We start from the raw sequence: 25,914 nt of genomic DNA, 5'->3' as shown, positions 1-25,914 counted from the left end.
GATAGATAGCTTAACAAGGAAGGTGGGAGATTGATTTGTTCGAAGGAATAGTATTAGACATTGATGACACACTTATAAGAGAGAATAAACTTCATTTAGATGACCTTCAATATATTAAGAAGTTAAAAAATAGAGGGTATAAAGTCGTTCTGGCAACTGGAAGAGATATAAAAAAAACGATGGAAATTGCGAAGAAATTAGAAATAACTGAGCCTCTTATTTTGTTACAAGGAGCTTTGATTTATTATAATTCAAATGAAGTTTTTGAAACTGCTATGAATAAGAACATAACAAAAGACATAGTACAATGGTGTGTAGATAATGGCCTCACACCAAGACTAATAACAAAAAATGGATCTTATTTATTTAATAATAAAGATTTAAGTGATAACTTGTTTATATCTGAAGCAGTCCTACAAATCGAGATAGATTTTAAGGACAATATAACTAAAAAAGACTCATTTGAAAATAATTTCAAAGATAGATCAGATATGATGATTAGGGCTCACCGAGAATCAGTTGTATGCATGAGTATTGAAATTGATAAAGGTCTTGCATTGAGACGTATAGCAAACGAAAGAGGGTGGGATCTAACAAAATTTATATCAATAGGTAATTTTCCGAGCGATATTCACTTGTTTGATGAGACAGGTTTTAATATTGTGATCGAAAACAATAAAAATTTAAAAAATATTAAAAACATTAAAAACATACAGATTATCTCAAATGATAATATTAGCACGTTGTTAGATAGAGTGCTTAGCAAAGTAGAAGTTTATGAAGGTGTAAGGTATAGGAAGAATTTAGATTTCAGAATACGAACTTTTGGTGATAATTACTACGTTTTAGGCAAAAATACTGTTCAAAAAGTAAGTAAACTCATGTTTGATTTATGGAGAAGCATAAATGGGGAAGTAAATATCTTAGATTCTATTAGAAACTTAACTATTCATTATAATATTTTTGATCTGTTAGAAGGACTAGAGTATTTAATAACAAAAAAAATAATTGAAGAAAATTAGTGATAAGGTGGGGATTAGATATGAGTTCAAAAGAAGTCCGTGTAGGTATAGCTGGTGTAGGTTCGTGCGCTTCTAGTTTAGTTCAATTAGTTGAATATGTTAAAAGTGGATCTGAATTAAGTAAGACTGGAATTATGTTTGATAGTATAGGTGGTTACAAAGCAGAGGACATAAAATTTGTTTGTAGTTTTGATGTATCAGATACAAAGGTTGGACTAGACCTGTCCGAAGCGATTTTTGCTTATCCAAATAGTGCCAAAAAGCATGTAGAAGTACCATACTTAAATGTCAAAGTTCATGCTGGACCATTGGCAGATGGCTTAGATGGGATTCTTTCTACAAAAATTAACCCGCATAGGGATAGTGAACTGGTGACCATAGATGATGTTACCGAAATCTTAAAAAAGACTAAAACAGATGTATTGGTTTGTTACATTCCAACTGGAGCTAAACAGGCAGTTGAGAACTATGCTATAGCAGCTGCTAATGCCAATGTAGCTTTTATTAATTGTACTCCAGAGCTTGTGATTAGAAATGAAAAATTAAATTCTTTATTTAAAGAGAAAAAAATCCCATTGCTTGGCGATGATATGAGAAGCCATATGGGAGCAACAACTTTACATACTGCACTTATAGAACTATTAAGTTCCAGGGGAATTACTGTCAATAACACATATCAATTGAACTTTGGTGGCAATATGGATTTCTTTAATTTGTCTGATCCTTCAAGAAATTTAAGTAAGCAAATTTCCAAGAAAAATGCACTGTATGCAGCGGGGATTGATGCATCTACAGTTGCAGCAGGACCAAATGGTTACGTAGAATATCTCCAAGATAATAAGGTGTGTTATTTAAGAATTGAAGGTTCCTCAATTCTAGGCTCTAATATTACTATGGAAACACGGTTAGAAGTAGAAGATAGCCCAAATTCAGCCGGAGTGATCATTACTGCGGTAAGAATTGCAAAAACAGCACTAGATAATAAAGAGTTTGGAGAAGTCATTGAAAAAACTTGTCCATTTTTATTTAAAAGTCCTGTCAAAGGAATGACAGAGAGTGAAGCATTATCAGCGATTAAAGATTATGTAGCAAGTAAAGAGGTGGTTTTCAATGATTAATTTAATTATTAATCAGACACAAGATAGTTTAAAAGATACGGAGTTAGTAGAACGAAAAGGTATTGGTCACCCAGACACTATTTGCGATGCCATAGCAGAAAAGTGTTCTCAAAATTATTCTTTATATTTTTATAATAAATACAAAAAATTTGCGCACCATTGGTTTGACAAAGTTATGTTAATAGGTGGGGAATCAAAAATAGATTTCGGAGTGGCTGAAATAATTAAGCCATATAAAATTATTGTGGCTGGGAAATGTGTAAAAAAATTCAACAATGAAGAAGTCCCTTTAATGGATATCTTTAAGATGTCATGTAAGCAAGTATTGGAGAATTGTTTAACTGGATTTGATATTGAAAAGCATCTAATTATTATCGATGAGACTGTAGATCATCAGGGAGCAGGGAGAAAAAGTTCGAGATACAGACCTGAGAATATTGGAGATTTAGTAACAATAGATTCATCTAATTTAGTTTCAAATGATTGCAACCTTCTATCTAGTCATTTTCCACTCACAAAATTAGAAAATATGGTATTGGATATTGAGCGTTATATTAATGGAAAACAGTTTAAAAAATTATTCCCTCAGACAGGTTGGGATGTAAAAGTCATTGGCTTACGGAATAAACATGATTATGAATTACTTGTTAATATCCCAATATTAGCATATTTTGTAAATAGCTTAGATGAGTATACTAGTGTAATTGCCGATGTAAAAAAACATCTTGCATTTTATTTAGAAGAGAATTACACCGAAAATATCAAACTAAACATTAACCCACAAGATAAAACAAATAATCCATACTTGACAGTGCTAGGAAGTGCTGCAGATACAGGTGATGTAGGGGTAGTAGGTAGAGGGAACAGAATTAATGGGCTGATAACCCCTATGCAAAGTATAAGTATTGAAGCACCTGCAGGGAAAAACCCTTTAGATCATACTGGGAAAATTTATGGCTTATTAACTAAACAATTAGCTCAATTAATTGCTGAAAGAACGGGGACTCATGTAGAATTACATGTTTATACTTATAAAGAAGCACCTATTAAACAACCTGCACAGGTAATAGTTAATATTAGAAACGGTTCAGTAAGTGAACTCGAAGTTCAAGAAATAAGAGCTATTATAGAAAAAGGCTTTAATAGTATAGATGATGTCAATGAAAGTTTCATTTTTTCAGATGTTACACTTTGGTAATAACGTTATACATCATATAAATATCACAATTTAAAGGAGCAATTATGGAGAAATTAGCATTATTTGGTGGTAGTAAAGCAGTTACGGTTGAACTTGATTATAAATGGCCAATTATTACACCAGAAGATAAAGCGTACTTAATAGATATGATAAATGAAAATGAAATTTCTTTTAATTTTAAATCTGATGAAGTTAAAAGATTAGAAACAAATTTTAAAAATTACCTAAAGGTACCGTATTGTTTAGCATTAAACTCTGGTACATCAGCACTTTATACTGCTTTTCTTGCAATAGGAATATCAGAAGGGGATGAGGTTATCGTACCCTCTTATACCTTTCCAGCTACGGTTATGCCTTTGATTAATATGGGTGCTAAAATTATTTTTGCGGATAACGAGAAAGATACTCCTTTAGTATCTATAGATGATATTAGAAGCAAAATAACTAAAAAAACTAAATTGATACTGGTAACTCATATGGATGGGTTCCCAGCACAAGTTGATGTGCTAAGTGAATGGTTAAGAAAAAGTGAATATAAGGCAGTAATTGTTGAAGACTGTGCTCAAGCAATCGGGGCAGAGATTGGGGATAAAAAAGTCGGAACCTTTGGCGACCTTGCTATTTTCAGCTTCCAACAAAAAAAATTGTTATCAGGGGGGGAAGGAGGTCTTCTTGTTACCAAGAGAAGGGATTTCTATGAAAGAGCCATATTATTTAGCTATCTTCAAAAGAGATCATTCGAAGAAGTAATGGATGATAATCTTAGAGCTTATTCTTATACTGGCTTAGGTTTTAATTTTAGAATTCACCCGCTTGCAGCAGGTATGATTAATCAACAATTTTTGAGAATAAATGAATATATAAATAAAAGACATACAAGTATGAAGTTACTTAAAGAGTCGTTGAAAGATATATCTGAAGTTAAGCTTTTGGATAGAATTCATGCTAACACTTTGCCGTCATACTTCAGCTTTAAATTATTGTATTTAGATAAAGAAATTAATATTGACAAATATGTAAAGGCCTTGAATGCAGAGGGTGTCCCTATAGTAATCTCTACGACAAAGCCTTTACACCTAGAACCTATATTTTCTAAATACCAAAATAAAATCTTTTCTATAGATCTTCTGGAAGAAAAGATAGGTAATCAACCAAGGGGTTCACTTATAAATTGCGAAATATATTCACGAAAAAGCTTGAGATTACCAGCATACCATGATCTTACAGAAGAAAAAGCTTTCCAAATAGCTCGAACTTTTAAGAAAGTTTCAAAAAATAGGAAGTATTTAATGTAATTCTACTGACAAGGGGAGACTCTTATGAGGGGATTAAAAGATAAAGTGGTAATTATTACTGGAGCGGGAGCCGGGATAGGTAAGGCGACCGCTTTAGAGTTTGGATTACAAGGATGTAAGGTCGTAGTAGTAGATAGAGATGAAGAAGCTGGCTTAAATGTTGTCAAGATGATTGAAGAACGTAATGGACATGCTTTTTATGTTAAGGCAGACGTCTCAAATGAAAACGATATAAAACAGATGGTGGAAAAGTCTCTAAAAAAATATTCTAAGATTGATATTCTAGTAAACAATGCGGGGCTATTCAATAATTCTGGAATGAACGCGACCGTTGAAGAATGGAATGAGGTCTTTAAAACAAATGTTTTAGGCCCATTTTTATGTGCCAAGTATTGTTTGCCTTCAATGAAAAAAAATGGTTCTGGATCAATAGTTAATGTAGCCTCAATATCTGGTCTCATTGCTCAAGAAAATTACCTTCTATATAGTACAACAAAAGGGGCATTGATAAATATGGCGAGATGCATGGCTTTAGATTTAGGAAAATATAATATTAGAGTTAATAATATTTGTCCCGGTACTGTCTGGACAGAAAATAACGAGTATTATATAAAGAAATCTCATAACTTAGACAAAGAAGGTGCTAATCTACACCCAGACTTTGGGGGTGGTAATATGTTATCAAGAGTTGCTGAGCCAGAGGAAATAGCTAGAGCTATTGTATTTCTTGCGTCAGAAGATTCAAGCTTTATAACAGCAGAAAACTTGATAGTAGATGGTGGATATATTGCAAAATAATTACTCTTACATAACAAGAATAACTTGATAATATTAATGGAATGAATATAAATAGCACATATTCCTTTCTATTTTCAAAATCTTTATTATTAAACTTATAACTTGGTACAAATCCAGGAATTTTATAAAAAAGTAGGTGAATAGAGCTGATGAGCTGGTATCAAGTTATACGTAATGATTATTCAGTTTTTTTACAAACAGACTCTGAAAGTTTAGATTCTATTAGAAGGGATATAGAACCTTATTATACCATTAATAAGATTGAACCTTCAAAGAACTTTTTCCATAAAAATTATTGGAAGATTAGTGATTCTTCTAACAGTGTTATAACAGAAAATAAAGAAATAGAGGTTATAAGAACGGAATTTAAAATGCTAGATGAACCTCAAAGGGAGTTTTTAGTGGTTCCTCAGGAAAAAATAATTGCAGTCAATAAGCCAATAGATAAAAAATGGAAAAAACAGATTATTATAAGGTTAATTAGAGATATTTTTCGGAATTATTTCTATTCAAAAGGCATGTCTTTTTTCCACGGGGGACTAATAACGAACAATGAAATAGGAATTGCTTTTATGGGGGGGAAAAAATCAGGAAAAACTTCCTCTATATTATCCTTTTTGAAGTATAGTGATATGGATTATGTAACAAATGATGATATTTCGATTCAAATCATTGATAAAAAAGTTATTGGTTATGGGTGGCCACGGGCCATTTCAGTTAGAAACGATACATTTTCTGCCTTAAATTTGAATAGAGAAGATATAGTTAATAAACTAAGGCATCCAAGTAATGATACTAATTGGAAAAATCAAGCGACATTTGTGTATCCGAATGAACTAAAACATTTTCTTACTGCAAAAGTTTATTCTCAATGTAAAGTAGACTATATAATCTTCCCGACTTTTATGGATAATATTCAAAAGCCTGTTTTGGAAGAGGTCAATGAAAGCAAATTTGTTGAATTATTAAAATCAAACATAGAACCAGATATAAATAAATACTTTAGAGACTTCGAAAAGTACTTCCCTTTTACAGATGAGAATAAAAATGAAGAAATTATAGAAGGTATCGTAAATAACTGTAGGGGCTTTATTTTAAAGCAGAATTTCAATAATTTGCGCCAAACGGTGGACTTAGTAAGAGAAGAGTTGATGTGAAGCCATGGATAACTTTAGAAAAATTTGGATTGTTGGCCCCCCGGGATCTGGTAAAACAACCCTCGGAAAAGAATTATCTTCGGCCAAAGGGATTAATTGTTATAGTCTAGATGAATTGAGGTGGAGAGCTGGTTGGAAAAAGGTCTCTGATGATGAATTCATAACTTCAATAAATTCTATAGTTAATAAGTCTGAATGGATAATAGATGGCTACTATTCAGGGCTAGATAAATACTTTCAATTTGCAGATGAAATTATTTATATAAAAAAACCCTTATTAGTTTTATTAACAAGAGTATGTAAAAGAAGTTATAAAAGAATTAAAGAGAAAACAGAAATATGTAACGGTAATATAGAAAGTTGGGGATTCTTTTTTTCTCCTAATGGGATACTAATTTATACTATAAAGCAATATTTTGTATATAAATTTCTATTTCGAAAGTGGAAAAGGAATAAATATAAAGTTTTAATTAGACACTAATAATGAGCAAATTCCAGTTCTATATTTATCATTAGTGTTGCATAAATGTTATTAGATCACCTATTTGCGAGATAATTAATAGAGGTGAGAACATGGATACCACCGATATTGTCAAAAAATTAAAAATATCTTTAGATATAATAAATAAAAACAGAACACCTACTATGCATATTGCTATACCGTATAATAATGATTGGAAAAATTATAATAATCAATTTATTGTTATTATTAAACCTGAATGTTTACCTATAAATGGTAAAAACAATGAAACTATAATACAGATAGTGATAGATAATTTGATAAAGAACAATATTACCATAAGTTCAGCTTATTCAATGAATGGTCGATATCTAACCCAAAACTCAATTATAGAAAATCAATACTTTATGTTAAATAAATACGCACATTTGGGAGCAGGGTGTATCCCTCCCAAGATTATTAATAAAATTAAAAATAAATATAAAGATATTAATATTATTGGAGCGTACAATTTTTTAGAACTATATCCTGAGGACTTTAATGAGGAATACCTAGAGAAAATAGCTCATAATATTGGTTCGGATAAATTTGGAAATGGACTTTACTTATTAAAGCTAAATCATAATGGCATTAATTATGGCATTTTAAACGCATTTCATCCTTATCAAAAGAAACATTTTTGTAATGAAAATAGTAATATTATTGTTCTAGAATGTAATAGTGACATACCTTATTGGCAACTAGATGAACAAGTTATAGGTAATTTTAATCCTATATATGCTAAGGAGAACAGTATTCGCAATATTCTATTTAGTAATCAAGAAGCTTTAGGAATAAACATTAATACAATGTATAATGGCGTACATGTTTCTCCTAGCCCTTTAGAAGGAATGAAAGCACTCCTACTTTATTCAAAAACAATTGATATTAAAGATACTAGAATGGGGAGTGAACTTATTCGGTTGGGATTTAGTAATACTCAGATTCAAAATTTAATGCGTAACCCACTGATTGAGGATAATGATGGAGAACTTACACTATTTGATAAAGTCGAGGGAATGGATACCTTTCAAATTATAGAATACCTTTTAAAGTCTAAAGTGGTGAATATCTCATGAATATATTGATAGTTAACGATGATGGTTGGGAATCTGAAGGATCATATCTTTTGAAAAAAGCATTAGAAGGAAGTAACAATGTCTTTTGTTACTTTCCACATGTTAATTCTTCGGGATATTCACATAAAATTTCTTTGAATAGTAATATTAATATTAGTAAAATCGGCCACAATAATTATATTGTATATGGTACTCCTGTTGATTGTTCACTTATTGCAATTAAGGATTTAGAGCTAAAAGGAATTAAAATTGATCTTATGATATCTGGAATTAATGATGGTTTAAATTATGGATCCCCAATTTGTTATAGTGGAACAATTGCAGCCGCATTAGAAGCATCGAGCTATGGAATACCTAGTATCGCACTATCATATGAAGGGATTATGAAGGATAGTTTAATTTTAAAAAATTTAGATAAGTTTATCCTTAACTTACCTCTTAATAAAATAAGCAAGAATTCGATACTAAATATCAACATTAAGGAGACTAATAGTTCTGAGTTTATTAAGGCCCCAATTCTTATAGAAAATCAAAACATAGACTATTCATTCCAACTACCAGATTTAAAACCAGAAAAGAATGGTTACAGGATTTCGGTCAATAAATCGAGAAATGATAATAAAAAGAACTTCTTAATGATTGGAATTTATAACAGGTTTAGTGGATTTGTTTTAAATGAATCAGATCAAAAATCACTTGAAGAATTGAAATATAGTTTAAGAAATTTATATTACTTAGAAGTTTAATAATTAATTGAACAAACAATAGAAAATTTGCAACACCATCCGAAAAAGAATATAGGGGGACGGCTTTCTATGATGAAATTATTACCTGTAATGGATTTATATCAAATAAAACTACAAAAATATCGTGTATTAAATAGTAATATTACCTATCCAGTTCTCTTAATTAATGAAAAATATATTTTAAAAAGAGTACCTAGTGAAATTGTAATTAATGAAGTATTATTTAGTAGTCTTATTAAAAAAGGATGGATAAATCATATTGTATTGAATAAATATGACAGAATTTTCACGTATTATGACAGTTGTTTTTGGTTAATGACAACTTACAGGGAAGGTGAAGAATTTCAACATTCAAACCTTTCGCATTTAATGTTGGCGAGAAGTTATCTCGAGACTTTCCTTGAAATAACACCGGAAGTGGGCGAAATTGAATTTCATGATAATTTCAGCGTTCGTAAATGGTATCAAAATCCGGATGATATGATTAAAAAAACATTTAACCTCATTAATCATTATTTCGGGGAAGTTGATGCTCAATACAAGAAAAGAATTATGGATATTTATGATTCTTTAGATTTTAATAAAAATGACTATGACATAATGAGGAAGTCAGTATCACATGGAGAGTACCAGAATACAAACATCTTATTTATCAAAGATCGAATCAATTTAATTGATTGGGATTCACTTTCAGTTAGACCACATTTATTTGATATAGTATCTTCTGCCTGTTACTTATGTAGAGATAAACGCGGGGATTTTATTATTAATCCAGTAAAATTAAAGAAGTATTTGAAAGAAGAAAATTTATTGAATGAAGAGGTTAATAATCTAAGAAATATGGTATTCATCACCTTTGTGCCAAAAGAAGATACAATTGAGAAGTTTTATGTATCTGGTCATGATCAATTAAAATGGTATTTAGAGTGGACGCTTGATGCAATGGAAAAATGTATAAAATATTTTTAAACATAACATTAACTATTTTAATGTAGATGAGTAAATTCGCTAACATAAATTTACATCCCTTACTTTCAACAAAAGCTTTGGGGAATGGGAGAATTTTTTAGGGGATTCATTGTTAGTGACAGCGAAGTTGAACCGGTTTGCACAATTGGATTAAGAAGATCAAGGGAAAATTTAAAGCCAGAGGAGAAATTCAATGAGAATACGCAAATGTTCTAGAGCGGTGATAGTGAATGAATTTAATAAAATTCTTCTTCAAAAGTTTGAATTTAAAGATGTTGTAGGAAACAAAGTGTTATGGGTAACTCCGGGCGGTGGTGTTAAGGAGAATGAAACTCCAGTAGAAGCATTAAAAAGAGAATTAAACGAAGAACTTGGCATTGTTGTTGATATTCATGACAAACCAATATTTGAAATGGATGTATTAATTGAAGGGAAAAAGGGTCCTTTTATAAGTCGTGAGATTTATTATAAAATTGCTATTCAATCTGACACAATATTGTCTATCGAAAATATGACTAAAAATGAGAAAGATACATTTATAGAGTTAAAGTGGTGGAGCAAGGAAGAGTTGCAGAAAATAGAAAACTTTGCGTCGCGTGAAATATTGAACTATTTTTAGTAAAAATGAGAAATTAGAGATGCCGAAAGGAAATATTTATACAGGGAGCCTTCACCACAACAAAGGCAGGATGAATAAACTCTTACATATCTGCTCTATGTGCAGATTTTTTCTGGATATTAATGCAAACGATGATTTAAAATTCTTCAATTTCAACGAAACGAAATTTCTCATTATGAACGTTGTAATTAAGGTAAGCCCGAAATAAAAAAATAAACGTACCTTCACGGTACGTACTACAAATAACCGTAAAACCATGATTTTTTAATCAGATTTACGGTTATTTTACACATTCTGCTTGGATCGTTTTTGACCAAGGCAAATAGTTGTTTATAATTTCTGGGTTTCTATGAATAAATTTGGTAGGTCTCTCAGTAACTTCACTAGATACTGGTAGAAATCTACTCCATTCGCTTTAGCTGTTTCTGCGATACTTAGACAGATTGCGTTTGCTTTCGCACCAGCTTCACTTACGGAAAATAACCAATTTTTTCGACCAATTACATTCGGACGGATGGCATTCTCAGCGGGATTGTTATCAATTTCTATTCGTCCATCATCCAAGAATGCTTTTAGTCCATTCGCTCGATTTAGCGTGTATTCAGCTGCTTTAGCGAGCGCATTTAAGACTTTTTGTATCCTTTAACAATCTAGCAATTATTGATATAATATCCATAGGAAGACCTCTTTCTAAATGTATTCGCCTACTAGCGTACATTTAAATGATAGAGCGTCTTCCCATTTTTTTCCACTCATCTTGCCCTTCGAGTAAAATTTTACACATACAGTTTTTCAGTGGCCTCTAATGAAAGGTCAAAAATGTCTAGTATTTGCTGATTAAGATTTTTTGTGGGAGCTTGTTTTTCATGAGCTCCCTTTTATTTTTGCACTGTCCTTTTACACGCTAATACTTAATGTGCTAAGGGGAGGTGCCGTTTTACTTTTCTCGGGATATTCTAAAATGAGTCAATGGAGCTGTTCCCTCCCTATCAAAAAATTTTTGACAATCTTATGTTCATTTTGCAAAAAGGAATCTATAACACTAATAAAAGGATAATTACAAGGGGGAGTCGAAAATGAGCAAGCTATTAATCAATGAAAGTCCAATTTTAGTTCTACCGACATTAGCGAAAAAGATTGGACTGAATCAGGCGCTGTTTATCCAACAACTTCACTACTGGCTAGCAGATAGCAAGCATACGTATGATGGATATCAATGGGTGTATAACACATACGAGGATTGGCACAGGCAGTTTCCTTTTTGGTCAACGAGTACAATCCGGAGAATTATTGGGAAGCTTGAAAGGGAAGGCTTAATCATTTCCGGAAATTACAATCGTTTTAAGATGGACAAAACCAAATGGTATCGAATTAATTACGAGTACTTGGAGTCGCTGATGGATGAGGATGCGCAACTTTCCAACCTCTGTAACAAGCGGACTGATACAAGCGACCAAACGCAGCGAAACAACGGAAAGCACATGGATGCGTCGTACAGTCAAAATGCAACCAATTTAAGCAAGGAATCACACCGCCAAACACAGACCAATCTGACTGACCAAAACAAACCTAATATAGGCAAGGATGAACAAACGAATGCAAATGTAAGCAAATCGACGAACCAATCGGATATCAACTTAAGCAAACGGACAAACCAATCAGATACCAACTTAAGCAAGCCCACGAACCAAAATGGTGCTAACTTCGGCAATCCGACAAATCAAACTGGCACCAATTTAACCAATCACACTGACCAAACGGTGACCAAATTGACTAAACACAACGACCAAAATAATTCCAACTTGACCACATCGGGTGAGCAAGCCGGTCAGTACCTGGGTGCAAGCTTGGCACTAGCACGAACAAACATAACCAAAGCAATACCAGAGACTACTTCAGAGACTACCCCAGAGAAAAAAAGCGTAGTAATAGTTACGCACGCGCGCGCAGAAGAACAAAACCCATTTACATTTTTCGAACAAAACGGGTTTGGAACCATCAGTGGGTATCTTTTTGAAAAAATACAAGCGTGGTGTGAGGATTTGTCCCAAGAACTTGTTTTAGAAGCGATGAAAATAGCTGTCGAAAGCGGGAATAAAAATTGGAGTTACGTGGAAGGAATTCTTCGCCGGTGGGTGGATAAAGGCTATCAAACCATCAATGAGGTTCGTGCCGCACAAAAGGAATATCGGGAACGACTGGACAAGAGCGCAAAACAAAAACCCCGAATGGAACGGGATATTCCAAGAAACTTTATTCTCGACATGGATGCCGGAGAAGACGAATAGATAGACAGGTCCCGCAGCCTACCTTAACAACATTGACTAAAAATGGGACAAGGGACCTGCCCCTTTGGAGGTGAGTGGATTATGATGCATGAGAAAGTGTTTCTAGGTTGTTTGATGCAGGAAAATCCTTTAATTAATGACACGGTTATTCGGCCAGATCATCTTCAAGATTTACGTCACAAACAATTGTATTCAAAAATGGTGGAGCTTCATTCCGCTGGCAAGTATTTTAACTTAATCGCCTTATCCATGCTTCCGGACTTAGAAATCTATGGCGGTATCAGTTACTTAAACGAGCTCAATGCCTTTTGTGATCTTGAAAAATTTGATGAGGTAGAAGAATTAATTTTGGACGCATGGAAGGAACAGCAAACGCAAATGATTTTGACCAAGGCAACCTTTGAAAAATGGGAGAGTGCCAGAGTTATAGACGAGTTGGAAAAAATCGAAAACCTAAAACTGAAAAATGGCACGACCATCTCTGAAGGATTAGCAGCGATTTACGAAGCACCTTGGGAGGAAAAAGAAGATACGACAGGAATAACGACCGGTATACAAGCATTGGATGACATAACAGGGGGTTTTCAAGAAGGAGAAGTCACGATTCTAGCTGCCCGACCTTCCATGGGGAAAACCGACGTGATGCTTCATTTTGCAAAAGAAACAGGTTGGGCCGGGTATTTACCGATTCTTTTTTCATTGGAGATGCCTGAAAAACTGATTATTTCCAGATTGGTAGCCTCTACCGGAAATATTAATCGAGTTAAAATGCGGAATCCTTATAAGTTTTTAAAACCGAAGCAAAAAGAAAAATGGACGACCATTATCGCAAATCTTGATGAAACGAACATGATTATATTTGATGAATCTGGACAAACGATTCCTGAAATGAGGGCACAAATCAGAAAATTGATGTATGAATATCCGGATCGGAAACCGGTTGTCTTTATCGACTATTTAACATTGATTCGGCCGATTAACCCGTACTTTGGCAATACGCATCAGCAAGTATCAGAAATCTCACAAGGTTTAAAGAAAATGGCAAAGGATTTTCATATACCGGTCATTTGTTTAGCCCGACTGAACAGGAGCGTGGAAACGAGAAGCAATAAACGACCGCTTATGTCTGATATCAGGGAGTCAGGAAGCATTGAACAGGATGCTGATGTAATCATTTTCCTGTACAGGGAGAAGTATTATGACAGAGAGATTACCGATAACTCGCTCGAACTTATCATTGCCAAAAACCGCAACGGCCCGGTCGGAACCGTAATCGTAAAATACAACGAACACACCGGCAAAATCGAGTCAAGGTGAGGCTAGGGGACGGTTTTCTCGTCTTATAGTGAGGCCGGACAAGGTCAAGGTGACAAGGTCCCACAGCCCAGTTCGGTCATGGGGGCGAATCCTCGACTAACCTGAGCCCATTCTTCGGGGACATGACCAATCTCCCCCTCGCCCCACCCTCGGACCAACAGCGGGCAGAACTTAATCCAACGAATAAAAGTGATGAGGTGATAATGAATGACACTGAAAGAATTTTATATGGATTGTCTTTATTATGAAGAACATATTCTCGTCTACTACATTCAGCACCTACTCTCGGAAAATAAAATTTCACTGGAAGACGATGTTTCAAAGCTCGATTTCAATCAGGCAGACCAAGATAAAGTGGCGGAATTGATTCGAAAAAACCCGCTCGGTTTCCGAAAAATTTACGTCTTTGAACTGAAGGTGGATGGTGGTGGCGTTGTTTATATTTTTGCGGCAAATGAGCAAGATGCAATCAATTTATTTAAAAGAACATTTCGAAAAGCACCGCTCGAACTTGATTATTGCCCGCTTGATACAGAAATAATTGTAGGAAACAAAGTCATGACCTTTCGAGAGCTAAAAAGAACATATAATCACTTTCCTACCTTCATTTCGTTTGGGTAAAGGTGAAGGTTCAGATTCATCGGCCCAATCACATAAGGGAGCTTCTCCATAATGAGAGGCTCGCAAATATTAATATCGTAATATTGAACTTATCTATTCAAACACTTGATTTAGGTCTAATTTAAAATCGGGAAAAAGATGAACAGAAACGGTATCTTCTTTTGTATAGACTCCCTGAAATTTGTATTGGTTATCAATTAAAAGATATACTTCTACAGAATTGTTAACCGGGTCAACAAGCCAGTATTCGTTTACACCTGCTTTTTCGTAAAGTTGATATTTCTTCCAACGGTCTAACTTAACAGATGAAGGTGAGAGGATTTCGATTATCATATCCGGAGCACCTTTACACCCCTTGTCATCCAGTTTTTCCTTATTGCAAACAATGGATAAATCGGGTTGAACAACATTATTGATCTCATCGTCTCGTTTGTTATCCGCCAAAAGTCGGACGTCGAAAGGAGCGAAAAATACTTCACATTCCTTTCCTCTCAGGAAAACTGAAAAAGCTGTAGCTAACTCTCTGAGTACCTGTTGATGCCTGCGTGAAGGAGCAGGAGACATATTGAAAATTTCCCCATCAATTAATTCAATCCGTTCACCTTCATTCCACGTTAAATAATCGGCATATGAATATTTCTTTTTTTCGCTCGGAATGGCCATACAATCATCCCTTTCAACTTTTCCTTAACGATATTTTATCATAGCACAAAACATTATACATCATTATGTTAATATTACTTGGAGACAAAAGTTGAATTTATCGTTACGCCGGACGAACCGTTACGCCGATAGCTCAACTTTTGTCGTAAGAGGTTAGATTCCCCTTTGACAATAGTTTGTTTTATGAAATCCATTTCAGAGCAAGAAAAAATAATCAAAGAAAATCAAATCAGGCAAAAATTGACATGAAACCCATTTCATAAATTAAAATGAGACTAATAATAATCTTTTTCTTTATTGAAAAATTTTTATAAGGTGAATGGTGAAATGACAAATATTAAAGATGTGGCAAAAATGGCTGGGGTGTCAGTTACAACTGTATCCCGGGTGTTAAATAATCATCCTTATGTTAGTGAAGCAAAAAGAAAAGCTGTAATCCATGCGATTCGAATGACAAATTATCAAAAAAATATAAATGCCGTTCATTTGATTAAAGGGAAAACAAACTTAATTGGTGTTGTTCTCCCATATTTTGAACATCCTTATTTCTCTTTAGTGCTAAAAGGAATAACAAATCAGGCAATCAAAAAAAATTATAAGATCGTCTTATTTCAAACGGACTATCGGGAGGAAAGGGAAATAGAAGCCCTGCAAATGTTAAAGCAAAAACAGATTGATGCGCTAATTATTTGTTCCAGAGCAACCGATTTGTCAATCATTGAAGATCATCTACAATTTGGTCCAATTGTTTTATGTGAGGATATAAAAAGCAGGAAATTTTCAACAACCTTTGTCAATCATTATACCGTTTTTCATAAAGCATTAGCATTTTTGTACGAAAAAGGTCATCGAAAAATTGGTTATTGCATCGGTCGAACATCAGGGACAAATAGTCATATGAGAGAACTTGCCTATCGAGAGTTTCATGAAAAATATCATTTGCCATATCGCCCGGAATATATCATTGATCAGTGTATATATTTTGGGGATGGAGAAAAAGTTATTGAAAAATTAACCACGATGATGGATCCTCCGACAGCATTGTTGGTAACCAGCGATCAGGTTGCTGCGGGAATTGTCATCAGTTGTCAAAAAAGGAAAATATCGATCCCGGATGATTTAGCAATTATCGGCTTTAATAATGAACCGATTGCCGAAATGATGAACATAACCACCATTGAAATTCCGTTAATGGAAATGGGGAAAAACCTCTTTCTCCAAGCAATAGATGAAGAAATATCCAGTAAGGAAATCATCGTCAAACTAATAGAGAGAGGAACTGTATAACTTGTTGAAGACTAAATACTAATGGAGAGAAAAGGGACTGAGGGACAGTTGGGGTGCATTGGAAAAAATGTAAGAAATTACTTACCGGACAAGAGCAGGGTTAAGAGTAGCTTTCCATTCGATCCACATGAGTAACAAGGGAGATTGCTAAAAAAGATGAAACCCTATCAAGCAGTGAATCGTATATTAAATAAAGAGTTTTTTGAGGGTAATTATGATAAGAAAAGCGCAGAGCGCCCGCTTAGCGACGTACAAACTGGCCGGCTAAAAGCGGCAACGTCCTGTTGCAACGCATGTCTGACCACGTCCTGTGGCCCGACCTCCCCGCAATGAGAACAGATTTGCTTCCTCGAATAGACATCGAACGAAGAAAAAGCGAATGCATTTTCGAGGACTCTGAATAATCTTCCTTGAATAAGCATCGCACGAAGAAAAAGCGAGTAGCTTTTTCTAAGGAAAAGGAAACACGGCGAGGGACGAGCCGATGTTGACTTATCGTAGTGAAGCTACTCCTAGAGTGAACTTCATGAGTAATCTTCCTTGATATACTTCATGAAGCTTTGCGACGAGCTGAACATCCGCTTCCTCGAATAGGCTATGGCGCAGGAGCACATTAAAGGGGAGTTAGTTTCTCAGTCGCTGGCGCTCGGAGCTAGACAATAAAACTGATCCCGAGTTATTTACCTGTATTTTTATACTTTCTTATACTATAAAAAAGAATTTCATGTTATTTTTGATTGCCATTTGTGTATTGATGTGAATGCTAAACTAAAGTAGACCATTCCTGCTAGATAAAAATGAACACTTTTACTGAGATATGGGGACAGGTATTTTGCATTTGATAGGTGTTGCCCCGGGGAGGGGCAACACCTATCAAATACATCGACGCTATTCCCCTGATAATAATTCCCTCGATACGATATAATAATATAGTTTGATTTATATTGTTATGGAGGAAGTAAAGGTGGACAAATGGGAAATGTACATGAAGATCAAGCAATTAAAAGAACAAGGATTTAAGATAAGAAGAATAGCCAGAAAGCTTGGTATATCAAGAACCACAGTATATAAATATCTGGAAAAGTCTCCGGAAGAAATGGCTTTGTGGGAGGCCTCAACAAAGACTCGAACTAAGAAGCTCGATGCTTATGAAATGATTATTCATACTTGGCTGAGTGAAAACCCAGATGTGTCTTCGGCACAGATCCATGATTGGTTGATGGAGCACTACCCTAAACTAATTGTTGGGGAAAGTACGGTACGTAGTTATGTCAAAGAACTTCGTGAAAAATATGCCATACCAAAAGAGACACATCAACGGGTTTATCAAGCGATACCTGACCCGCCAATGGGGCAACAAGCTCAGGTAGACTTCGGGAAAACCAATCAGAAAACGCCTCAAGGTAAATGTGTAAAATTGTATTTTATAAGCTTTGTGTTATCGCATTCTAGATATAAGTATGTCAGCTCTGAGGAGTAAAAATTTTTCGTGATAATTTAACTATCCCCCCCAAAAATGCGGCTAAATATGTAATAATTTAAATAATTAGAGCTTGCTGGACGAATATTTTGGCATGGCTTAGTGACAAGTCGAATACAAGCTAAAATTTGATTCGTTCAGCAAGCCCTAATTAAACTTGGCTGTTTTGAGGGGGTTTTTATTTTGGTTACTAGAAAAGAAAAAAGAAATCGTGAAAAAGAAGCAAATTATTTTTTCGAGTTCCTTAAAATTCAGAAGCATTTTTTCAAAGACCTGATGAATAACCTAAAAAAGGTAGCAGACCACCGACATCAAAGCTATATCACTTATGGTCCAGAGGTCCTTTTATTTACGATGATGTTGAAAAATATGACCGGCCTAAAATCCATGAGAAACATGAGTGAGAGTTTTAATAAAGAAGAATGTATTAAAAATGTAGGGAAGGTGTTAGGCTTAGATTCTCTTGAAGAACTTCCACATTATGATACAATTAACGACTTTTTATCTGGCTTAGATGTAAATGAATTAGAAAAAATTAGAACGTATATGATTAAAGAATTATTGAAAAAAAGGTCTCTCGAGTCTTATCGAATTGAAGGAAAGTACTGGGGTGTCATCATTGATGGAACTGGATTACACACCTTTCATGAGAAACATTGTAAACACTGCCTGAGACGGGCATATACAAATAAAGAAACAGGAGAAACGAACGTACTTTATATGCACCATGTACTTGAAGCCAAGCTTGTCGTGGGGGATATGGTCTTCAGTATTGCCTCCGAATTTATCGAAAATGAATCAGAAAATGTTTCTAAGCAAGATTGTGAATTAAAAGCCTTCGACAGGCTGGCAAAGAAAATAAAAAAAATATTTAAAAGACTACCGATTTGTATCTTGGGAGATAGTCTCTATGCATGTGAAACGGTATTTAATCTGTGCAGGGCGCACAAATGGAAATATATATGCAGATTTAAGGAAGGGAGAATTAAAAGTATCTCGACGGAGTTTAAGGCAATAAAAGAGCTGGAACAAAGTAAGGATCAGAATTCATTAGTTTGGGTGAATGATATTGCCTACAAAGACAGAACGGTCAATCTGATGGAGGCCACAATGAAAACAGAGGATGGGAAATCGAAAGAGTATGTATTTATAACGGATATTAAAATCACGAAAAAGAACGTGGAACGACTCATCGCTGCAGGAAGAAGCCGCTGGAAGATTGAAAATCAAGGATTTAACGAACAAAAAAATAATCGTTACAATATAGAACATGCCAATAGCCAAAACTACACAGCCATGAAAAATCATTATTTATTAGTTCAAATAACAGATATTATTAGACAGCTGTTTGAAAAAGGTTCGTCAATCTTAAAAGCACTCAAAAAAACGGCAAAAGAAAAATCCTCAAATCTGTTGGAATCGTTTCGGACACGCATTTTAACAGACGAGGATTTCACCCATTTAAGTAAGCCAATACAAGTAAGGTTTACTTAATGGTTATATTATAGCAAAGGATGTGATGTAAAAAAAGGTTTTTTTGAAGTTATCCACAATTTTAAAAAAGAAATTTGCAAATTCGGCTCTTTTTGACTTTGAAAGCAGAAAAAATAGATGGAAAAATTTTCTAAATGTGGATAAGTCATTTTATCATAAAACATCTAAAAATTGATGAATTTACTCTTCAGAACTGTAAGTATGTTGAATGGCTGGACAGGCCTTTTACGACAAAAGATATGATTCGCATGCATGAGCACGCTTTCCAATACTTTGGAGGGATGACCGATGAACTGGTATATGATCAGGATGCCCTGCTCATGGTAAACGAGAATGCGGGAGATTTAATTCTGACAAAGGAATTTCAGTCTTATCGGGAAGCGAGAAAATTGAAGGTCTATTTCTGCAGAAAAGCTGACCCGGAAAGCAAAGGGCGAATTGAGAATGTCGTTGGTTATGTGAAGGGCAATTTCGCCAAACACCGCATCTTTCAAAATATTGATCAATGGAATGAAAGCTGCATATCCTGGCTGGAGAGGACTGGGAACCGAAAAGTGCATAATACAACAAAAAAAAGGCCAGTTGAAGTGTTTACATTGGAAAAGCAACACCTCAAACCGGTTATCAAAGAAATTACTACTACAAGTATTAATTCTAGTATAACAAGAACAGTGCGTAAGGACAATACGATCGTCTATCAATCCAATCGCTATTCGGTTCCTCTCGGAACCTATCAAAAAGATAAAGATGTCTATATTGAAATAACAGCTGAGAATCGTCTGGTAATACGTGAACAAACAGATGGGCCAGTTATTGCCAACCATATCATTTTATTCGAGAGAGGAAAACTTATACAAGATAGGCAGCACACACGAGATCGTACTAAAGGGATAGCTGCGTATATTTCCACTGTATCTTCGTATTTTACAGATGAAGAAAGGGCTAAAGCTTTTCTGGAAGAAATTCATCACAGATATCCACGTTATGTTCGGGATCAGCTGGGAATCGTTTTAAAGATGTCTAAAGCTTCTGATCAAAGAACTAGGGATGAAGCATTGTGCGAATGCATCAAACGTGGGATATACAGTGCGAGTGAATATAGTGACGTACTGGCATTCATTCAGCGACAGCAGCAACAAAAAGAGGAATTTAAACGGGCAGAAGAGGAGATTAAGGCATTGCATGGCATAGAACCTTCACTTCTGGATACACAGCCGGAGAACCGGGAATTAGCACAATATTTGGATGTGTTGAAAGGAGCAACAAAGTATGACACAGTCACTTGAACAACTTCAGCAGCAGCTTCGAACATTGCGATTATCAGAGACGGCAAATCATTTGCCATCTCTGATTCAAGAAGCTGAATCACAAGATTGGACATACCGCACTTTTCTGGAACATCTGACTAGCTATGAGTTGGAACGCCGTGATGAGAAATTGATTGAAAAACGATTAAAATGGGCAACGTTTCCGTTTTACAAGACAATAGATGCATTCCAAGTAGACGAGCAACAATCGCTAAGTAGGAGACAGATCAATCAGTTAAAAGAATTCACATGGCTTGATCAGCTTTTTAATTTAATTATTCTGGGACCGCCTGGAGTAGGAAAAACACATTTGGCAACGGGATTAGGGATAGAGGCAATTCATCAGGGCTACAAAGTTTCTTTTATCTCCATGGGGCAGCTTATCCAAACATTGAAGACGGAAGATGTTACCCGAAAATCACAAACAAGAATGAAGCGCATCCGGGATTCAAACCTGGTCATCATTGATGACTTGATGTTCATGGCCATGGATTCACGGGAGGCAAATTTGTTTTTCCATTTAATTAACGACTTGTATGACAATGCTTCTGTCATTCTAACTTCTAATAAGGGCCCAAATGAATGGGGTGAACTATTGGGGGATCCAGGTATTACGACAGCTATTTTGGACAGATTATTACACCGAGCAGAAGTCATCCATTTTAGGAACGATGACAGCTATCGCATGAAACATCGATCATCCATTTTTATGAAAAAAAGTGTTCAAAATTAATTAGCAAAAAGTGTTCAATTTTACTTGACGGCTACACCATAAAAAGGAGATGTTAGTTTTGACACTTTCTGTAACTAATGAGGATATGTTAAGAGCTATTGATTATAACAATATTGATTTTGTCATGCATTTTCGGCATTACAACGGCGATAAAGGATATTATTATTCAAAAAATTTAAAATATATTTCTATTCGAGACTACCATCGTATTGTACAAACTAACTTTTCTAATGAAAATGACATAGTAGACCTCATAAACCAATTACGAATGAGCAACAAGTTATGGAGTTGGATTGTAGGACCTACATCTAAGCCTTATAATTTGTGCCAGATTTTAGAACAGAACCATTTTAAAAAACAAGCTGAGTTGACAGGAATGTACTTAGACCTCAATAACTTAGGTACTGATTCTGCAACTGATTTTCAAGTGAAAAAGGTATGTGTCAATGACGATATTGACGATTGGTTTGACATATTTATACAGGGATTCGGTATCACTGCAAAACACTCAGAGAGAATAAAAACATTGCGTTATATATATACGGAGTTAATAAATGAAGAAAATCAACTATTTCATATGTATTTAGGAATCTACAAAAATAAGCCTAGTGTTTGCTGTTCGACTTTTGCAAAGAACGGAAATGTTGGAATTTACGACTTAGCTACTATACCAGATATGAGAAGAAAGAGACTCGCCTCTTCGATGATCAATAGCATCTTAAATCAGTTTCGATCCGACGGTAACCGATTTGCGGTCGCAACTGCTACGGATTCAGGTGAACTATTATTTACAAAACTAGGATTTACACCAGTAGGGAAATTTCCTTTGTATAAAATATCACAAGGTATTGTTAGATAACCCATTATGTTAAATTTTAATTTACAAAAAGTAGTGATAGTTATTGCTATAATAGCTGCTAACATTCCTGTTAGTGGCAATCAGAAAATGTACAGTTTGGCAACTAAGTGTATGCATCTATTTCTGCATAATTATAACTTGATATGGAGTGGCGGTCATGATAGGATCTTTTGCCGAACCATGCAACTTGCCCCTTTGCGTAGAATCATAACCGCAGAGGCTCCATGTCAAGTAACGTGGTGTATGAGTTAATATTTCAGTTAAACGGATACTCTTATTTTCCATTTGGTATATTTTTTAATTTCCAAAAATAAACATTCCGTTAGTTAGGGCTTGCTGAATAAGCAAAAGTTCCAGATTTGACAAGGATTTTGGCTACTTTTGTCGAATATAAAGTGTAAGGATTTCAAAGGAAACACGTAAAAAACCTTGCACTTGGAGGCTGTTACGATGTACAAAAAGACCGAACATCAATTAACTTTTGTAGATGATTTTTTTCTACCATTCGGTGGGAAATTAAATAAAGAAAATCGCTGGGTCCGTCTTGCTGAAATGATTCCTTGGTGGATGGCCGAAGAAAAGTATGCCAAGTCCTTCAAGAAGAAATTCAAAGGCGAAAAGGCTTATTCTGTCAGAATCGCTCTTGGGGCTCTTTATATCAAAGAACGGCTTGGGCTGTCTGACCGGGAAACAGTCGAACAGATCACAGAAAACCCGTATCTTCAGTATTTTATCGGCTTGCCTGAATTCCAGGAAAAAGCCCCATTCGACCATTCTCTGATGACTCGTTTTAGAAAACGTTTGGGCGCAAATATCATCAACGAACTGAATGAATGGATCGTTCTGGAAGAACAAAAACGCCAATTGGAAGAAGCATCTAAGGAAAACGACAACAATGATGATCAGGATCACGACGATGACGATCATGATGATGAAGATCGTAATGATCATGATCATGATCGTGGCGATCTTCAGCCTTCCGGTTCCGATTCAGAAAAGCATTCAACTGAATCGGCTTCTCCCAAAACGAAGAACAGAGGAAAGCTCATTTTGGACGCAACCTGTGCACCGGCTGATATTGCTTACCCTACAGACCTTGGGTTGTTGAACGAAGCCCGTGAGAAATTGGAACATATCATTGATGTCCTGCATGAACCACACAAAGGGAAATTACGTAAGCCACGGACCTACAGAAAAAGAGCCCGCAAGGACTATCTTTCTGTCGCTAAGCAACGTAAAGCTGGCGCCCGGAAAATCCGGAAAGCTGTAGGCAAACAGCTCGGATATGTGAAACGAGATCTGGAGATCATTAAAAATCTTGTTTCCCAAAGCTCTCTGTCTCTTTTAAGCAAAGATGAATACAGGCAACTTCTCGTGATTCATGAACTTTACCGCCAACAGGCAGAAATGTACAAAAAGAAAACACACCGGGTTGACCACCGGATTGTAAGCATTTCCCAGCCACATGTCCGTCCAATTGTGCGCGGCAAGGCAAAAGCGAACGTGGAGTTCGGTTCAAAAGTCGCCATCAGTGTCGTAGATGGTTATGCCTTGATTGAGCACCTCGACTGGGAAAATTACAATGAAGGGACCACTCTCAAGGAATCTGTTGAAAACTACTACAACCGGTTCGGATTTTATCCGGAAGCGATCTTGGCAGATAAAATTTACCGAAACCGTAATAATCTGGCATACTGCAAATCTCTTGGCATTCGTCTGAGTGGGCCAAGGTTAGGACGCCCATCCAGAACGGAAGACAAAACCTTGGAACGCGTCGCAAGGCAGGATGCCTCTGAACGTAATGCCGTTGAAGGCAAATTTGGCGAAGGCAAGCGCAAGTATGGGCTGGGCCTTATTCGAGCACGCCTTCAGGAGACCAGCGAAACAGTAGTAGCCCTTCAATTCTTCATACTGAATCTGGAGCGCAAGCTCAGGGTTCTTTTTTTGAAATTTTTACACAACACTATTTTATATTTTGATAATCGGAATTTGGCTTGTATCTGACCAAATTTGATTCGTTCAGCAAGCCCTAACTATAATTCATATATCTGAATCCGTGAACAAGCCCCTTGGTTCCATATTCCCGGAGGGCAGACGCTCCAGATCCAACTCTGACTTGATTTCACTGTGATACTGTTCGCATGTGCCATGGTTACGATAGAGTGGGATGATCACATGGATCGGTACTTCAAGCAAGGTCAGTACGTTTCAAATTCATATTCCGGCATTAAAAAAATTTGACCGTTTCTGCTAATGGCTCTTTCAATCACTTTGAAAACTTTTCTCATGCTTCGTTTCTTCCTATTCACTTCAATTGTTGTAGGGATCAATTCAAGGTAGACTTTCTTCCCTTCCCGTTCTTCGCTTAAAAAGATTCAAATTATCCCATGAATAAACAAACACTTCTGCAATGTTCTCTCATCTTCTGCTTCTATTTACCTATTTGCTTACATTCGCTAAATTGACAATATTCCCACTGTACTGGATAATAAAACTATATAGATTTTACGAAAATTGGGGTGTAAACATGAGTGCCATTCCGCTTATGAATCTGCAGCTTTCATGGAATCAGGATGGTTTTGAAGGCCAGGCGATGAGCCGGTGACACAATGAAAATTCTTGATGTAAAATTGTTTGAACAAGTTGTCACGGATACGCAAAGTGCTTTAAAGGAAAAATCCGAACAGATTACGGACCCCCAGCAGGCAATTGATTCGTTTGTGAACATGGAGGGTGCGTTTAAAGACAAGGCTGGCAATACCATGCATGGCTATTTCCGGGATTTTCACCAGCCGTATCTCTTGTACCTGCAGTCGTTTTTATCCGAATACAACGAGCAGCTGAACAAGGTTCTAAAAGATCTGTCTGCTTTCGAATCATCTGGAATTTTTGTTTATTCAGCAAGCCCAAATTTTTCTAAAAAAAGCCTTTACATTTTTTTTGGAAAATGGTAGACTGCTTCTAGGGGAGGGGAAATAAATAGCTAAGGAGAGTGTTGAATATGGAAAATACATTAGTTAAGCTTAATGTTAAAAATGTTGTAGTAGCAAGTTTAGTAAGTATGTTTTTATTATCTTTAGTAGTAACTTCAACTCAGCTTGGTGTAAGCTCAGTTGAAATTTCAAATGTTGGGGCTCATCTTGCAGCTAAATTAGGTATTAAATTATCTACTGCTGGCTTAGCTATTGACCTGTTGTCAGGTGGTTCTACAGTTTGGGCAGTTATAGGAATTATCTTTGGTGCATCAGGAGCAGGAGTAGGCGTTTCAGCAGCGCTTTTTGCAGCTAAAGCAATGATTAAGAAAAAAGGTAAAGATGTAGCTAAAGCTTGGTAATCTAATCTTATTTACCCCCCCTAACTGGTAA

At 35.5% G+C, this 25,914-nt stretch carries 24 protein-coding genes and 1 pseudogene; 23 read left to right on the top strand and 2 right to left on the bottom strand.

Annotated features, from left to right (window positions below):
• Window positions 1–35 precede the first annotated feature (35 nt).
• The 11 genes from NST70_RS13100 to NST70_RS13050 all read left to right on the top strand — a co-directional run bounded on the left by NST70_RS13100 (window position 36) and on the right by NST70_RS13050 (window position 10,500).
• On the top strand, window positions 36–1,022 hold the full coding sequence (locus tag NST70_RS13100) for an HAD-IIB family hydrolase (RefSeq protein ID WP_342475270.1): 987 nt from the start codon (window positions 36–38) through the stop codon (window positions 1,020–1,022).
• Between the two features lie 20 nt (window positions 1,023–1,042).
• Window positions 1,043–2,140 carry a myo-inositol-1-phosphate synthase gene (locus tag NST70_RS13095; RefSeq protein ID WP_342475269.1) on the top strand — a complete coding sequence of 366 codons (1,098 nt, stop codon included), beginning with the start codon at window positions 1,043–1,045 and terminating at the stop codon, window positions 2,138–2,140.
• Window positions 2,133–3,338: a methionine adenosyltransferase gene (locus NST70_RS13090; RefSeq protein WP_342475267.1), complete on the top strand. Its 1,206-nt coding sequence runs from the start codon at window positions 2,133–2,135 to the stop codon at window positions 3,336–3,338. The genes NST70_RS13095 and NST70_RS13090 overlap by 8 nt, the downstream gene beginning before the upstream one ends.
• 44 nt (window positions 3,339–3,382) lie before the next feature.
• The gene (locus NST70_RS13085) at window positions 3,383–4,633 is read left to right on the top strand and encodes an aminotransferase class V-fold PLP-dependent enzyme (protein WP_342475266.1); all 1,251 of its coding nucleotides are present in this window, start codon (window positions 3,383–3,385) and stop codon (window positions 4,631–4,633) included.
• A gap of 24 nt (window positions 4,634–4,657) precedes the next feature.
• Window positions 4,658–5,431, top strand: a complete 774-nt coding sequence (locus tag NST70_RS13080) for a glucose 1-dehydrogenase (protein WP_342475264.1) — start codon at window positions 4,658–4,660, stop codon at window positions 5,429–5,431.
• 149 nt (window positions 5,432–5,580) lie between these two features.
• Window positions 5,581–6,588 carry a hypothetical protein gene (locus NST70_RS13075; protein ID WP_342475262.1) on the top strand — a complete coding sequence of 336 codons (1,008 nt, stop codon included), beginning with the start codon at window positions 5,581–5,583 and terminating at the stop codon, window positions 6,586–6,588.
• Between the two features lie 4 nt (window positions 6,589–6,592).
• Window positions 6,593–7,069, top strand: a complete 477-nt coding sequence (locus NST70_RS13070) for an AAA family ATPase (RefSeq protein WP_342475260.1) — start codon at window positions 6,593–6,595, stop codon at window positions 7,067–7,069.
• Between the two features lie 92 nt (window positions 7,070–7,161).
• Complete coding sequence (locus NST70_RS13065; RefSeq protein ID WP_342475258.1) at window positions 7,162–8,166, top strand: hypothetical protein; 1,005 nt, start codon at window positions 7,162–7,164, stop codon at window positions 8,164–8,166.
• Window positions 8,163–8,912, top strand: a complete 750-nt coding sequence (locus NST70_RS13060) for a 5'/3'-nucleotidase SurE (protein ID WP_342475257.1) — start codon at window positions 8,163–8,165, stop codon at window positions 8,910–8,912. The genes NST70_RS13065 and NST70_RS13060 overlap by 4 nt, the downstream gene beginning before the upstream one ends.
• Window positions 8,913–8,981: 69 nt before the next feature.
• Entirely contained in the window at window positions 8,982–9,881 is a 900-nt protein-coding gene (locus NST70_RS13055) for a hypothetical protein (protein ID WP_328229432.1), read from the top strand.
• A 193-nt stretch (window positions 9,882–10,074) separates the two neighbouring features.
• Window positions 10,075–10,500: an NUDIX hydrolase gene (locus tag NST70_RS13050; protein WP_061575799.1), complete on the top strand. Its 426-nt coding sequence runs from the start codon at window positions 10,075–10,077 to the stop codon at window positions 10,498–10,500.
• Window positions 10,501–10,780: 280 nt separating this feature from the next.
• Here the strand turns inward: NST70_RS13050 and NST70_RS13045 are convergent.
• Window positions 10,781–11,067, bottom strand: a pseudogene (locus NST70_RS13045) (transposase); the annotation flags it as partial.
• Between the two features lie 509 nt (window positions 11,068–11,576).
• On the opposite strand from NST70_RS13045, the gene NST70_RS13040 reads away from it, so the two are divergent.
• The 3 genes from NST70_RS13040 (at window position 11,577) to NST70_RS13030 (ending at window position 14,726) form a co-directional block, all read left to right on the top strand.
• Entirely contained in the window at window positions 11,577–12,788 is a 1,212-nt protein-coding gene (locus NST70_RS13040; RefSeq protein WP_061577575.1) for a DnaD domain protein, read from the top strand.
• 81 nt (window positions 12,789–12,869) lie between these two features.
• Window positions 12,870–14,105: a DnaB-like helicase C-terminal domain-containing protein gene (locus NST70_RS13035; protein ID WP_064505188.1), complete on the top strand. Its 1,236-nt coding sequence runs from the start codon at window positions 12,870–12,872 to the stop codon at window positions 14,103–14,105.
• Between the two features lie 207 nt (window positions 14,106–14,312).
• Window positions 14,313–14,726 (top strand): hypothetical protein, encoded by a 414-nt coding sequence (locus tag NST70_RS13030; protein ID WP_041903402.1) that lies wholly within the window; start codon window positions 14,313–14,315, stop codon window positions 14,724–14,726.
• A gap of 93 nt (window positions 14,727–14,819) precedes the next feature.
• On the opposite strand, the gene NST70_RS13025 is transcribed toward NST70_RS13030, so the two are convergent.
• On the bottom strand, window positions 14,820–15,389 hold the full coding sequence (locus NST70_RS13025; protein WP_041848315.1) for a Uma2 family endonuclease: 570 nt from the start codon (window positions 15,387–15,389) through the stop codon (window positions 14,820–14,822).
• A 327-nt stretch (window positions 15,390–15,716) separates the two neighbouring features.
• On the opposite strand from NST70_RS13025, the gene NST70_RS13020 reads away from it, so the two are divergent.
• From NST70_RS13020 to NST70_RS12980, 9 genes are all read left to right on the top strand, one after another.
• A complete protein-coding gene (locus tag NST70_RS13020; RefSeq protein WP_061577576.1) occupies window positions 15,717–16,676 on the top strand; it encodes a LacI family DNA-binding transcriptional regulator in 960 nt (319 codons plus the stop codon).
• Window positions 16,677–17,640: 964 nt separating this feature from the next.
• Entirely contained in the window at window positions 17,641–18,156 is a 516-nt protein-coding gene (locus NST70_RS13015) for a helix-turn-helix domain-containing protein (protein ID WP_342475253.1), read from the top strand.
• A gap of 183 nt (window positions 18,157–18,339) precedes the next feature.
• Window positions 18,340–19,650 (top strand): transposase family protein, encoded by a 1,311-nt coding sequence (locus NST70_RS13010; protein WP_013858128.1) that lies wholly within the window; start codon window positions 18,340–18,342, stop codon window positions 19,648–19,650.
• A gap of 281 nt (window positions 19,651–19,931) precedes the next feature.
• A complete protein-coding gene (locus NST70_RS13005; RefSeq protein ID WP_342475252.1) occupies window positions 19,932–20,936 on the top strand; it encodes a hypothetical protein in 1,005 nt (334 codons plus the stop codon).
• Window positions 20,920–21,690 carry an IS21-like element helper ATPase IstB gene (gene istB, locus NST70_RS13000; RefSeq protein ID WP_035191190.1) on the top strand — a complete coding sequence of 257 codons (771 nt, stop codon included), beginning with the start codon at window positions 20,920–20,922 and terminating at the stop codon, window positions 21,688–21,690. Before NST70_RS13005 ends, istB begins: the two co-directional genes overlap by 17 nt.
• Window positions 21,691–21,748: 58 nt before the next feature.
• On the top strand, window positions 21,749–22,549 hold the full coding sequence (locus tag NST70_RS12995) for a GNAT family N-acetyltransferase (RefSeq protein ID WP_061574706.1): 801 nt from the start codon (window positions 21,749–21,751) through the stop codon (window positions 22,547–22,549).
• A gap of 450 nt (window positions 22,550–22,999) precedes the next feature.
• Window positions 23,000–24,553 carry an IS5 family transposase gene (locus NST70_RS12990; RefSeq protein WP_342475087.1) on the top strand — a complete coding sequence of 518 codons (1,554 nt, stop codon included), beginning with the start codon at window positions 23,000–23,002 and terminating at the stop codon, window positions 24,551–24,553.
• Window positions 24,554–25,158: 605 nt separating this feature from the next.
• Window positions 25,159–25,503 (top strand): T7SS effector LXG polymorphic toxin, encoded by a 345-nt coding sequence (locus NST70_RS12985; protein ID WP_061577740.1) that lies wholly within the window; start codon window positions 25,159–25,161, stop codon window positions 25,501–25,503.
• A gap of 47 nt (window positions 25,504–25,550) precedes the next feature.
• Entirely contained in the window at window positions 25,551–25,883 is a 333-nt protein-coding gene (locus tag NST70_RS12980; RefSeq protein WP_061577741.1) for an uberolysin/carnocyclin family circular bacteriocin, read from the top strand.
• Window positions 25,884–25,914 lie beyond the last annotated feature (31 nt).

Source organism: Weizmannia sp. FSL K6-0777 (genome assembly GCF_038593185.1).
GTDB lineage: Bacteria > Bacillota > Bacilli > Bacillales > Bacillaceae_C > Weizmannia > Weizmannia faecalis.
The sequence above is the reverse complement of the archived record's forward strand: the minus strand, read 5'-3'. Positions and strand labels throughout refer to the sequence as shown.

Excerpts from the sequence above, each read along its gene's own strand:
- NST70_RS13030 (WP_041903402.1), top strand. The coding sequence starts at position 14,313 with ATGACACTGAAAGAATTTTATATGGATTGTCTTTATTATGAAGAACAT.
- NST70_RS13065 (WP_342475258.1), top strand. The coding sequence starts at position 7,162 with ATGGATACCACCGATATTGTCAAAAAATTAAAAATATCTTTAGATATA.
- NST70_RS13075 (WP_342475262.1), top strand. The coding sequence starts at position 5,581 with ATGAGCTGGTATCAAGTTATACGTAATGATTATTCAGTTTTTTTACAA.
- NST70_RS13055 (WP_328229432.1), top strand. The coding sequence starts at position 8,982 with ATGATGAAATTATTACCTGTAATGGATTTATATCAAATAAAACTACAA.
- istB (WP_035191190.1), top strand. The coding sequence starts at position 20,920 with ATGACACAGTCACTTGAACAACTTCAGCAGCAGCTTCGAACATTGCGA.
- NST70_RS13095 (WP_342475269.1), top strand. The coding sequence starts at position 1,043 with ATGAGTTCAAAAGAAGTCCGTGTAGGTATAGCTGGTGTAGGTTCGTGC.
- NST70_RS13080 (WP_342475264.1), top strand. The coding sequence starts at position 4,658 with ATGAGGGGATTAAAAGATAAAGTGGTAATTATTACTGGAGCGGGAGCC.
- NST70_RS13060 (WP_342475257.1), top strand. The coding sequence starts at position 8,163 with ATGAATATATTGATAGTTAACGATGATGGTTGGGAATCTGAAGGATCA.
- NST70_RS13050 (WP_061575799.1), top strand. The coding sequence starts at position 10,075 with ATGAGAATACGCAAATGTTCTAGAGCGGTGATAGTGAATGAATTTAAT.
- NST70_RS13090 (WP_342475267.1), top strand. The coding sequence starts at position 2,133 with ATGATTAATTTAATTATTAATCAGACACAAGATAGTTTAAAAGATACG.
- NST70_RS13085 (WP_342475266.1), top strand. The coding sequence starts at position 3,383 with ATGGAGAAATTAGCATTATTTGGTGGTAGTAAAGCAGTTACGGTTGAA.
- NST70_RS12985 (WP_061577740.1), top strand. The coding sequence starts at position 25,159 with ATGAAAATTCTTGATGTAAAATTGTTTGAACAAGTTGTCACGGATACG.
- NST70_RS12980 (WP_061577741.1), top strand. The coding sequence starts at position 25,551 with ATGGAAAATACATTAGTTAAGCTTAATGTTAAAAATGTTGTAGTAGCA.
- NST70_RS13035 (WP_064505188.1), top strand. The coding sequence starts at position 12,870 with ATGATGCATGAGAAAGTGTTTCTAGGTTGTTTGATGCAGGAAAATCCT.
- NST70_RS13025 (WP_041848315.1), bottom strand. The coding sequence starts at position 15,389 with ATGGCCATTCCGAGCGAAAAAAAGAAATATTCATATGCCGATTATTTA.
- NST70_RS12990 (WP_342475087.1), top strand. The coding sequence starts at position 23,000 with ATGTACAAAAAGACCGAACATCAATTAACTTTTGTAGATGATTTTTTT.
- NST70_RS13005 (WP_342475252.1), top strand. The coding sequence starts at position 19,932 with ATGACCGATGAACTGGTATATGATCAGGATGCCCTGCTCATGGTAAAC.
- NST70_RS13040 (WP_061577575.1), top strand. The coding sequence starts at position 11,577 with ATGAGCAAGCTATTAATCAATGAAAGTCCAATTTTAGTTCTACCGACA.
- NST70_RS13070 (WP_342475260.1), top strand. The coding sequence starts at position 6,593 with ATGGATAACTTTAGAAAAATTTGGATTGTTGGCCCCCCGGGATCTGGT.
- NST70_RS13020 (WP_061577576.1), top strand. The coding sequence starts at position 15,717 with ATGACAAATATTAAAGATGTGGCAAAAATGGCTGGGGTGTCAGTTACA.